We start from the raw sequence: 11,172 nt of genomic DNA on the forward strand, positions 1-11,172 counted from the left end.
ATCATTCAACTTCCTTTAATTTTTCAATGGCTAATAAAAAGGGAGAATTATTTTTTTGATTGATAAAATGATAATTCAAGACTTCAAAATATTTTTGGTCTAGGCTAAAGGCAAAATCTAAAATTATTTCCTTTTCTACTTTTCCCTCTGCATGCCCCCAGTAGACTATTACAACTATCAGCCCTCCAATTTCTAATCTAGTCAGCATTTTTTCTAAGGTTTTTTTTGTAATTTCACCCTGCGTTGTAATAACATGACTTGCCCTAGGTAGATAGCCCAAATTAAAAATTACTCCCCTAATTTTTTCATCTATATACTTGTCAAACTTTTCATGACTATCTCTTATCAAGCTAGCCTTATGACTAAGCTTATTTTCTAAGAGTAAATTTCTTGTATTTTTTATGGCAATATCCTGAATATCAAAGGCATATACTTTTTTGCCGAACTTTTAGCCAAAAATAAAGTATCATTGCCATTCCCACAGGTTGCATCTACCACGATACTATTTTTATCAATTTTTTCTTTTAAAATTTTTTTTGAAAAAGCTAGTACCTTATCCATTATTTTTACCTTTTAAATTTTCTAGTAAAGCATCAATATCTATGTAGGCATCTTCCACTATGGTAAAATCTAATAAATTTTTAAAAATATTGGCTATTTCCGAGGTGATTTTTTTATCGTCAGACTTATTTACTTTGATATTTTCTAAACTTTTTTCTATATTTTCTATTAATGAGTTACTTTCTAAACCTTCTTTGTAGTCAGGAAGATAGTTTTTTATATTAGTATCTAGGGCTTGTAAAAAGGGAGGAACATATATAGTTCGCAAATTATTGACTTCTTCACCCACCACAGAAGCTAATTCTGCCAGCTCTGCCCTATAAACTTTTTCATTTGCACAACCGACTTGCTCCATGACAAGAACTTGATGATTATAAGGATAGTAGCTATCTAACTCTACCGAAATATTTGCAGCCGTCAAATCATCATAGCATTGAGTAATTAAAAGATGTTGCTTGGCATTAACATTAGAAAAAGCATTAGTATTTGTTGCATCTAGCAGACTAAAACCTTCTACTGGGTCAAATTTAGCCAAATTAAAACAAATATCTAAAAAACTTTCTCCGCCTATAACTTTTACTTCTTCACTTTTTTCCAAAATTATTTTTGTTGTTAATTCTGCCACCATAGGATGACCAGGTAAAAGATAAATTACATCTTCATCTTTTGCCCTATCTAAAACATAAGTTGCTATCTTGTTATAAGTTTCAAAAAATTCCTCACTATCTTCATAAAAAATATCACAAGTTTCATATTTTATTTTGTTATCATATAAAAATTTTATTGCTGGATGTTCCTTTGTTCTAGCAATAATGCACGCCTTAGTATTTAATAATAAATTTCTTATATTTTCCTTAATACTATATTCTTCATTTGGTCCAAGACCTACTATGTATATCATACAATACTCCTTATGACTTATTAGTAGTATTATACTATAAATAACTTTTTAATAACATAATTTAAATTTATAATTTATTTTGTTATTGTATTTAGGGAAATTTAGTTGCTTTTATTTTTTATTGTTAGGTAAAATAAAAAATCTTGTAACTAAGTTACAAGATTTTTGTTTATTATTAAGCTACGCGAACAAATACTCTTCCACTGCCACCATAAGCACTGCTTTCAACTGTTTGATTCCAGTTATAACCACCGTGAATAGCACGACCGTTACCCGCATATACAGCAATGTGAGGCACTCCGTATCCACCGTCAGCATAGTAAATTAAGTCTCCTGGTTGAGCTTCTTCTGCTGAAACTACACTTCCTAAACTTAAGTAGCCAGCTGGCCAATCGTGGAAATTAATTCCTACACTTCTTAATGAGTTAGTAACCAACATTGTACAGTCTTGGTAGACACCAACTTGGGCTCTAGCCGCTGCTAAGATAGCTGCTCCCTTCCCACTTACATTTGCTACTGGGCTAACCACAGGTGCTGGAGTTTCTACCACAGGTGCTGGGGGGGCTACAACTTCTTCTGCCGGTGCTACCACTGGAGTTGGTGCAATTACTGGTTCAACTGCTACAGCTTCTTCAGAACTAGCTTGAGCAACTTCTTCTGTTACTAACAATTCTTTACTTACATTAAGTGAACGACCCACTAAAACAAAGTTTGGATTTGCAATTTTATTATTTTTTGCTAAAACGTCTACTGAAACTCCGAATTTAAGAGAGATTTTGTATAATGAATCTCCTGGAAGAACAGTATAAAATCCATTTTCTTCTGCTTGTGCTACTTGAGCAGATACAGTATTATATGTAAGTTGATCCCCTGGGTGGATTAAACTACTTGTTAAATTGTTATCTCTCATAAGTTGTTCAACTGTTGTCCCATTGTTACGTGCTATATCCCAAAGAGTATCTCCTGATTTTACTGTGTAAGTATCAGCATCAGCTATTGTAGAAAGTCCTAGTGTTATAGTTGATATAAGTGCCGTTCCTGCTACAAATTTTTGTAATCTTCCCATTAAATTTTCTCCTTTAATCATTAATTTCTTTTTTATAAATTAATATCCCTTATCTTATTTTTTAAAATACAAAAGTTAAAAATAATTTATATCCTTAACTACAATATAAATTCTAATATACTTTTTTTATTAATGCAATAGCTGTAACACCTTTGTAATAAAAGTGATATTCCTCTGAAATAGTATTGCAAAAACAAATTTAAGAAAGCTTGATATAGCAAGTATTCTTTAAATATATTACAAAAAATATATAAAATTTATTTCTTTATTTTAATCATCTTTTATAGTGTTATTTTTATAGGGGATTGTTATTATATATTTAAGCAAAGGAGATTAGAGAATTTGCAAAATATAAAATTACTAGCTCTTTTTATTGATATTTACTTTCATTTTTCGCTATGCATTATACCTATTATCCCCATATATAAGTATGCTTTCAGTAAGGGAGGAGAATTAGATGCTCGGGGTAATATTACTTTCAATAGAAAGAAAGCTATAATTAATTCACTTTTCTTTATTATGGTTATAGCTATAACATTTTTTATTATAGATTTTGCTACTTGCTTTATCAGTAGCTTTTTTAAACATACAAATTAAAATTATTCAAATTATTAGTTGTATTCTAATTATCAGTATGGGCTTAATCCAAATAGGACTTATCAATTTTAATTTCTTTAAGCAAGAATTTTCTCTAAAGAAAAGAAAATTTCAAAAAATAAATCCCCTAGTTGCTATTATTATGGGTTTTACATTTAGCTTTTCTTGGACAAGCTGCATTGGATCAATACTTGCCAGCGTCTTTTTGTATGCGAGTAGCCACACAGGACTAATGGGCATGATAATGATTTTAGTACATTCACTGGGTTTTATTCCACCATTTTTAATTGTGACAATCTTTACAACAAAAATACTGAATATATTAAAAAAGAAAACAAATATTTTAAAATACGCAGTTACTATTTCTGGAATAATCTTAATTCTTATAGGTATTTCTATTTTAACTGGTTATTTCCAAAATATAGTAATTAGATATTTTATTTAAGGAGCTTTAAAATGAAAAAATTATACCAATTCTATTGACTTTATCCTTAATAACTACGGCTTGCTCTAAGGAAGAAAAAATACAGCGACACAAGAGCCTAGCCAAAAAACTGAAACTACTAAAAGTCAAACGACAGGCAAAAAAGAAGTCTTTAATTTTACAGCAAGAGATATTGACGGCAACGAGGTAAAACTTAGTGATTTTAAGGGCAAAAAAGTTTATATTAATATGTGGGCGTCTTGGTGCGGATCGTGTATCAAAGAAATTCCAGAACTAGAGGAAGTCTATCAAAAATTAAAAAATAAAGATGATGTGGTGTTATTGTCAATGACTTCGCCAAGCGATGCAGAATTTAAAAATGTCAATGCACAAGACAATAAAAAAGATGTTATTTTAGACAGGGTAAAAAGTTTGGGTATTAGCTACCCAGTTTTATTCGACTACAACGGCAGATTTATTATAAACTACGCTATCCGTTCATTTCCAACTCATATTTTTATAAATTCTGACGGAACTATTAATTATCAATTCCCCGGTTCTATCAATAAAGAAATATTAGAAAAAAATATTAATGAATTAACATAAATAAAAACTAGCTACTATCTTGTAACTAGCCTTTATTTTATATTTTTTCTAAGTAAAATCTAAAAAATTATTTTGCTACTAGCTTATAGCCTAAGTGAATTTTAAATTTACGCTAATATCCCTAACATAAAATTTAAAAAGCTAGGATAAAATCTTACATTATATAGTTGCTATCAAAATATAAATTTAAAATAGTATATTCAAAAATAAATGCCATAAAATTTTTTCTAAATTTCTAAATTTTACTTCTTGCTATTAAATTAATTTCTACTAAATTCATCTCAATATTTAAGTTAAATATTAGGGTCTTTGATAGCAAAAAACTAGCTACTATCTTGTAACTAGCCTTTATTTATAATTTTTCTAAGTAAAATCTAAAAAATTATTTTGCTACTGGCTTATATCTAAGTGAATTTTTTAAGATAACTACTTATTTAAACCTAAACTTATTAATACAGAAAATAAAATTTTACTTTAAATTATATAGTCTTTTAAAAATTCTTGTGTTCTCTTGTTTTTTGGCTTACTGAAAATAATGTCTGCCCTATTTTCTTCTACTATAATTCCATTTTCCATAAAATAAACCCTGTCGCAAATATCTCGGATAAATGATAATTCATGGGAAACTATTATCATGGTAACTAGGTATTTTTCTTTTAAATCTATCATTAGTTTCATTATTTCTTTACTACTTTCCGGGTCTAAGGCACTTGTTGCTTCGTCAAATAAAATTAGCTTGCTTTCCATTGCCAAAGTTCTTGCTATAGCAACCCTTTGTTTTTGTCCTCCGGATAATTGACCTATGCTACGGTCAAAATAATTAGCCAAGCCGACTTGTTCCAAGGCTTTTTTTGCTTTTTGTAGGGCTGTTTCCTTGCTTATTTTTTTTACTAATACCAAAGTTTTATAAACATTTTCCAAGACATTCCAGTGATTGAATAGGTTAAAGTGTTGAAACACCATACCTATTTCACTACTCAAGGGGCTTTTTGCTTTAAAGGCCTGCTCGCTACTTATGATTTCATTTTTGTATGTAATAAGACCCCCATCTATACCCGACAAGCCAGCTACTGAACGTAGTAAACTAGACTTGCCACTCCCACTTTTTCCGATTAAGCCGACTATTTCTCCTTCTGATATTTCAAGGGATATATTGTTTAAAATTTTATTATCGTTAAGAACTTTACTAACATTTTCTAACTTTAACATGGGGCCTCCTAATTTTTTATTGCATATTTTTTCTCTAGTCTATTAAATACAAAAACAATAACTGCATTTAGGGCTAGGTAGATAATAAAGGCATAGATGTAGGGCGTAATGCTGGCTGTCCTGTTGGCAATTTGTTTTGTAATCAGTAGTATTTCTGTAATGGCAAGAACATTTATTAAAGATGTATCCTTAACCAAGGCAATAGCCTCGTTGGCAATACTAGGCAGGGTTATTCTGATAGCTTGGGGTATAATAATATAAACAGCCCTTTGCCAAGTAGTATAGCCTAAAATATAACTAGCTTCATACTGACCATTGTCTATACTTTCGATACCACCACGCAAAATTTCCAGTATGTAGGCTAGATAATTTAGGGAAAAAGTAATAATCGCACAAGTAATTGCACCCACATTTATTTTCAACATGGGAAAGACGCCATAATAGAAGAAAAATAATTGTAACATCAAAGGGCTACCCCTAAAAATCCAAGTATAGACAGAAATAATTTTATTGATGAGTTGATTTTTTCTAAGGTAGATACTCGATAAAACTATGGCTAAAGGAAAGGAAATAAATACCGTAACAAAGTAAACATAAGCCGTATTATACATACCGTCTAAAATCGTAAAAAAAGTTGCAGTTTCTTTTTCTTGTGTATTAGGGTCTGCCCCTAACCACTTTTCTTCTAAAGAGGATATGGTCCCGTCTGCTTTAGCTTCCCTTAAAAATTTATTGATCTCTTCAATCAAGCCTAAATTTCCTTTTTTAGCTGCAACAGAAAAATCTGCACTTTCAACAATATTTTTCGACACATAGATATTAATATTTTCTTTTTTTGAAATGTATCTGGCTACTATTTCGTCAATCAAAACTCCATCAACAGAAGAATTTTTTAAGTTTAACATGGCTTGGTTGTAGTCGGGATAAGATTTTATTTCTTTAAATAAGTCTTTTTTTTCAGTAGCCACTTTTTCAGAACTACTATTTACCTGTACAGCAATATTTTTACCCCTTAAACTTTCTAAACTCTCATATTTTTTATCTTGCAAGGATACTAAAACTAAATTATCATCAAGATACTTGTCAGATAATTCCATAGCCTTAGCTCTTTCTGGTGTATGGGTTAGCCCATTCCAAACTAAGTCAATATTACCACTATCAAGGTCAATTTCTTTCGTATCCCAATTTATTGCCTTAAATTCAATATCCTTGCCTGTCCTTTTGGCAAATTCTTTTGCAAGGTCAATATCAAAACCAACAAATTCCCCCTTTTCATCTACAAAACCAATGGGTGCAAAAGTCGGATCCAATCCAACTACAATTTTTTCTTTAGCAAAAGCACTGACAAAAAAAATATTTGCTACTAAAATAAATGATAAAATAAAAATACATATTTTTCTTACATAAATCATGAGCTACCTCCAGCTAAATTTTCTAACAATTTTAAATATATTCCTAATATTCTACTACAATTTTATAAGTTACTCAATAGCAATTATCTAGAAATTTAGCCAGTCAGATTGAATTTTAAGTATTTTTGTATAATTAAAAGTGTAAAACAAAGGAGTTAAGTAGTTATTCAAAAATTTTTAAAGAAATAATTCTACCCAATAACTTGAAAATAAAAAATAATGAAGCTATCGAACAAAAATTAAATTTAAAAAATTTAGAAGATTTAAAACTACCTCCTAAACTAGTGAAAGAAATTATTAAAAATATCGGTTGGTTCAATATAAAATAGGCTAGAGAATTTTAATATTCTCTAGCTTATTTATTTAGTAATTCATTAATAACTTTTGGATATAAATTATGTTCAATCTTATGGATTTTTTTTGCTAAACTTTCATAGTTATCATTATCTTCAACAGCTACTACTTCTTGTGCAATTATTTTTCCTGTATCCATACCCCTATCAACCCAGTGAATAGAAACACCTGTGTACTTAACACCATAATCAAGTGCCATTTGGATAGCGTCTTTACCCTTAAAGGCAGGAAGTATTGACGGATGAATATTTATTATTTTTCCTTCATAGGAATTTAAAATTGTTTCTCCGATAAGTCGCATATATCCAGCTAAAACTATAAAATCAATATTTTTTTCTATTAAAAGTTTTAAAATTTCCTTTTCGTAGGATGCCTTGTCAGAAAAATTTTTCTGTGTTAATACGGCTTTTTCTATATTATATTTCTCGGCTCTTTTAAGTACATATGCATCTGCCTTATCACTTAACAATAAATCTATAGCCATATTTTTTATGTTACCAGCCTGCCATTCTTTGACGATAGCTTCAAAATTACTTCCATTCCCTGAAGAAAAAATTGCCACCCTAGATACCATTTATTTCTACTCCTTGTTTTTCTACCACATGACCTAATTTATAAGCTACTTCCCCTTGCTCTTTGGCAATAGATAAAACCTTATCCACATCTTTATCAGCAACTATAACTATAAAACCAATACCCATATTAAATATATTATAGGCTTCTGCCCTGTCAATATTTCCTTTGTCAATAACAAAATCTATTATTTCTGGAACTTTTACTTGAGTAACATCAATTTTTGCTCCGTACTGACCTAAACATCTAGGTATATTTTCATGAAATCCTCCACCAGTGATATGTGCCATACCTGTCAACTTAACCTGCTCTTTGATTGCCTTTATTAATTTAACGTAAATTTTTGTGGGTTCTAGTAATAAATTTCCTAATTTTTCACTCAAGCCATAAGTTTGATTAATATCAAAATTATTTTCTTTGAAAAGCACACTACGCACCAAAGAATAACCGTTAGAGTGGAAACCAGAAGATGCAAAGCCTATAATAGCTTGACCAGCTTTTACATTATCAGTGTCTATCAAATCTTCTTTATTACAGGCTCCTACTGCAAAACCAGCAATATCATAATCTTCAATAGAATACATGTCAGGCATTTCTGCAGTTTCTCCACCTATTAAAGCCGCTTCTGACAGAACACAAGCATCAGCTACACCCTTTACTATCTCTTCTATTTTTTCTGGAAAATTTTTACCACAAGCAATATAGTCTAAAAAGAACAAGGGATCTGCTCCTTGGGCTATAATATCATTTACGCACATGGCAACTGCATCTTGCCCAATCGTGTCATGCTTGTCTGCCATAAAGGCTAACATCAATTTTGTTCCTACTCCGTCTGTGCCAGAAACTAAAACTGGCGAAGTATAGCCATATTTTGTTAAATCAAAAACTCCTCCAAAAGAGCCGAAAAAGTCTACTGCCCCCTTATTTTTTGTTCTTTCTATATGTTTTTTTATTCTTTCGACAGAATTATAACCAGCTGTTAGACTAACTCCAGAATTTGCATATCGTTCACTTGCCATTTATTTTCTCCTTAATAAAAATGTATTTGTCAACATTTTAAATAACTTCTTAAAATATGAACACAACAAAACTTTAACTTACTGCCAATAAAAATATTTTTATTGCTATAAAAGTCAATTTATTTTGCTAGGTCATCAAAATATCTTTTATGACTAGCCAAATATTCGTTTTGTATCGGTGTTAAATTATTCAAATATTCTTCTTCGTAGTCGTAAAGCCCAGCTGAATAATCTCCATTGAAACATTCCATACAAAGTCCCTTGTAAGCTGCATCATAATTTATTCCTATCCCCTCTATCAAACCATCTTCACTTAGAAAGGCTAGAGAGTCTGCTTGAATGTAATCTCTAATTTCTTCTAGTGTTTTGTTAGCTGCTATTAATTCTTGTGTCGTTGATATATCTATTCCGTAAAAACTAGGGAATATCAAACGGGGTGAGGCGATACGAACATGAACTTCTCTTGCTCCAGCCTCCCTAAGTAATTTCACTATCCTAGCAGAAGTTGTCCCTCTTACTATGGAATCATCAACTATAACGACACTTTTATTTGCAACAACTCCTTTTACGGCAGAAAGTTTCATACGAACACCCTGTTCACGTAATTCTTGAGTAGGCTGAATAAATGTACGAGCCACATATTGATTTTTTATAAGACCCATTTCATAAGGCAAGCCGCTTGCTTCAGCATAACCACTTGCTGCTGATAAGGAAGAATTGGGAACACCTATTACTATGTCTGCATTGGGACTTGGAGCTTCTTTTGCCAAAATTTTACCTGTATTTTTACGAGCTGTATGAACATTTATTCCAGCTATATCAGAATCAGGTCTTGCAAAATAAACAAATTCCATAGCAGCTATCGAAACGGTAGTATTGTCTGTATATTTTTCTATTTTATAACCGTCTTTATTTATTATTACCAATTCACCAGCACCTATATTACAAATAAAGTCTGCACCCACCGTATCAATAGCACAAGTTTCACTAGCTAGGACATAGGCTCCTGATTTTGTTTTACCTAATACTAGGGGTCTTAACTCGTTAGGGTCTACCACTCCATACAGAGTGTCTTTTTCTAATATTAGATAGGTAAAGCCTCCTTTTACCTTCTGCAAACTCTCTTTTAATTGCTCCTTAAAGGTAGACTTTTTACTTCTTCTTATTAGGTGGATAAGAACTTCCGTATCGGAAGATGAATGAAAAATTGCCCCTTCTTTTTCCAAGTCCTTACGCAAACTTTTGGCATTTATTAAGTTGCCGTTGTGGCAAATACCTATACTCATATCAAAAAAATGAAATAAAAAAGGTTGAATATTTTGAATGCTGTTGCTACCTGAAGTTGAATATCTAACATGACCAATAGCTATATTTCCAGCTAAGGAATGTAATTTTTCTTTGTCAGCAAAAACTTCTGACAGTAAACCTAAATCTCTGTGTCCCCTTAATTTTTCTCCATCACTAACTACTATACCAGCCCCTTCTTGCCCCCTGTGTTGTAAACTATGCAATCCGAAATAACTGATGTTACTGGCATTATTATGATTATATACACCAAAAACGCCACATTCTTCATTTAACTGTTTCATATAAATCTCCTTACTTATCAAGTAATTTTTCTAATCTTGATAAAACTTCTTCATAGGCTTCTTCCACATTGCCTAAATCTTGACGAAATCTATCCTTATCAAACTTTTCTAGTGTTTCCTTTTCCCAAAGACGTACAGAATCTGGACTTATTTCATCAGCAAGAAGAATTTTTCCACTAGCATTTTTTCCAAATTCTATTTTAAAATCTACCAGAATAAATCCTATTTTAGCAAACAATTCTTGCAGTAAATTATTTATTAACAAGGCCTTTTCTTTTATTACTTTTAATTCTTCTTTTGATGCTAGTTCTAAGGCTAGAGCATGGGCAGAATTAATTAGGGGGTCGCCTAATTCGTCATTTTTATAAGACATTTCAAATATGGCTTCTTGAAAAATTTTCCCTTCTTTTACACCTAGTCTTTTTGTTAAACTGCCTGTTGCCCTGTTACGAACTATTACTTCCAGCGGAAATATATCTACTTTTTCACACAGTTGCTCACGCTCGTTTAAAGTTTCTAGCCAGTGAGTAGCTATACCGTTTGATATTAAATATTTATATATCAAGGTAGATATTTTATTATTATAAATTCCCTTAGCATTTATAACATCTTTTTTCAAACCATTAAATGCTGTAGCATCATCCTTATATTTCATTATTATTTTATTTTTATCATCTGTTGAATAAATTTCTTTCGCTTTACCCTTATATAGTAATATTCCTCTTACAACCATAATTTCCTCTTCTTTAATTTTTATTTAAAATATTTTTTAATTTATATTTTTATTGAAGCTAACTAGAATTAATTTTCAATAAAATATTTTTTCTCTTTTCACTTAGCTAATATTTTTACTTCTATATT

The 11,172-nt window shown here is 30.8% G+C and carries 13 protein-coding genes; 3 read left to right on the top strand and 10 right to left on the bottom strand.

The genetic code is table 11. From position 1 onward, the window contains the following. Nucleotide 1: 1 nt before the first annotated feature. The 4 genes from KMP11_RS07325 to KMP11_RS07335 all read right to left on the bottom strand — a co-directional run bounded on the left by KMP11_RS07325 (nucleotide 2) and on the right by KMP11_RS07335 (nucleotide 2,528). A complete protein-coding gene (locus tag KMP11_RS07325; RefSeq protein ID WP_371741382.1) occupies nucleotides 2-418 on the bottom strand; it encodes a tRNA 5-(aminomethyl)-2-thiouridylate-methyltransferase MnmM in 417 nt (138 codons plus the stop codon). Continuing rightward, on the bottom strand, nucleotides 400-561 hold the full coding sequence (locus KMP11_RS07775) for a hypothetical protein (RefSeq protein WP_252344712.1): 162 nt from the start codon (nucleotides 559-561) through the stop codon (nucleotides 400-402). The genes KMP11_RS07325 and KMP11_RS07775 overlap by 19 nt, the downstream gene beginning before the upstream one ends. Continuing rightward, entirely contained in the window at nucleotides 554-1,462 is a 909-nt protein-coding gene (locus tag KMP11_RS07330; protein ID WP_216279837.1) for an SAM-dependent methyltransferase, read from the bottom strand. The genes KMP11_RS07775 and KMP11_RS07330 overlap by 8 nt, the downstream gene beginning before the upstream one ends. Before the next feature lie 175 nt (nucleotides 1,463-1,637). Next, nucleotides 1,638-2,528 (bottom strand): LysM peptidoglycan-binding domain-containing protein, encoded by an 891-nt coding sequence (locus KMP11_RS07335; RefSeq protein WP_215756658.1) that lies wholly within the window; start codon nucleotides 2,526-2,528, stop codon nucleotides 1,638-1,640. A gap of 553 nt (nucleotides 2,529-3,081) precedes the next feature. Between KMP11_RS07335 and KMP11_RS07780 the strand changes: the two genes are divergently transcribed. Continuing rightward, a complete protein-coding gene (locus tag KMP11_RS07780; RefSeq protein ID WP_305798197.1) occupies nucleotides 3,082-3,570 on the top strand; it encodes a cytochrome c biogenesis CcdA family protein in 489 nt (162 codons plus the stop codon). A gap of 171 nt (nucleotides 3,571-3,741) precedes the next feature. Next, on the top strand, nucleotides 3,742-4,155 hold the full coding sequence (locus tag KMP11_RS07345) for a TlpA family protein disulfide reductase (RefSeq protein WP_216280201.1): 414 nt from the start codon (nucleotides 3,742-3,744) through the stop codon (nucleotides 4,153-4,155). Between the two features lie 474 nt (nucleotides 4,156-4,629). On the opposite strand, the gene KMP11_RS07350 is transcribed toward KMP11_RS07345, so the two are convergent. Together KMP11_RS07350 and KMP11_RS07355 are read right to left on the bottom strand one after the other, a co-directional pair. Then, nucleotides 4,630-5,364, bottom strand: a complete 735-nt coding sequence (locus KMP11_RS07350; RefSeq protein WP_215756657.1) for an amino acid ABC transporter ATP-binding protein — start codon at nucleotides 5,362-5,364, stop codon at nucleotides 4,630-4,632. Between the two features lie 8 nt (nucleotides 5,365-5,372). After that, on the bottom strand, nucleotides 5,373-6,776 hold the full coding sequence (locus KMP11_RS07355; protein WP_215756656.1) for an ABC transporter permease subunit: 1,404 nt from the start codon (nucleotides 6,774-6,776) through the stop codon (nucleotides 5,373-5,375). Between the two features lie 203 nt (nucleotides 6,777-6,979). Here KMP11_RS07355 and KMP11_RS07875 point away from each other — a divergent pair, with 203 nt between their 5' ends. Beyond that, on the top strand, nucleotides 6,980-7,105 hold the full coding sequence (locus KMP11_RS07875) for a hypothetical protein (protein ID WP_256442625.1): 126 nt from the start codon (nucleotides 6,980-6,982) through the stop codon (nucleotides 7,103-7,105). Between the two features lie 26 nt (nucleotides 7,106-7,131). Here KMP11_RS07875 and purN read toward each other — a convergent pair whose 3' ends face one another. The 4 genes from purN to purC all read right to left on the bottom strand — a co-directional run bounded on the left by purN (nucleotide 7,132) and on the right by purC (nucleotide 11,062). Further along, nucleotides 7,132-7,704: a phosphoribosylglycinamide formyltransferase gene (purN, locus tag KMP11_RS07360; RefSeq protein WP_215756655.1), complete on the bottom strand. Its 573-nt coding sequence runs from the start codon at nucleotides 7,702-7,704 to the stop codon at nucleotides 7,132-7,134. Continuing rightward, nucleotides 7,694-8,722, bottom strand: coding sequence for a phosphoribosylformylglycinamidine cyclo-ligase (gene purM / locus KMP11_RS07365; RefSeq protein WP_215756654.1), 1,029 nt, complete (start codon nucleotides 8,720-8,722; stop codon nucleotides 7,694-7,696). Before purM ends, purN begins: the two co-directional genes overlap by 11 nt. 119 nt (nucleotides 8,723-8,841) lie before the next feature. After that, nucleotides 8,842-10,311: an amidophosphoribosyltransferase gene (gene purF / locus KMP11_RS07370; protein ID WP_215756653.1), complete on the bottom strand. Its 1,470-nt coding sequence runs from the start codon at nucleotides 10,309-10,311 to the stop codon at nucleotides 8,842-8,844. A 10-nt stretch (nucleotides 10,312-10,321) separates the two neighbouring features. Beyond that, the gene (gene purC, locus KMP11_RS07375) at nucleotides 10,322-11,062 is read right to left on the bottom strand and encodes a phosphoribosylaminoimidazolesuccinocarboxamide synthase (RefSeq protein WP_305798417.1); all 741 of its coding nucleotides are present in this window, start codon (nucleotides 11,060-11,062) and stop codon (nucleotides 10,322-10,324) included. Between the last annotated feature and the right edge of the window lie 110 nt (nucleotides 11,063-11,172).

The sequence above is a fragment of the Gemella sp. zg-570 genome, from assembly GCF_018866345.1.
In the GTDB taxonomy this organism is placed as follows: domain Bacteria; phylum Bacillota; class Bacilli; order Staphylococcales; family Gemellaceae; genus Gemelliphila.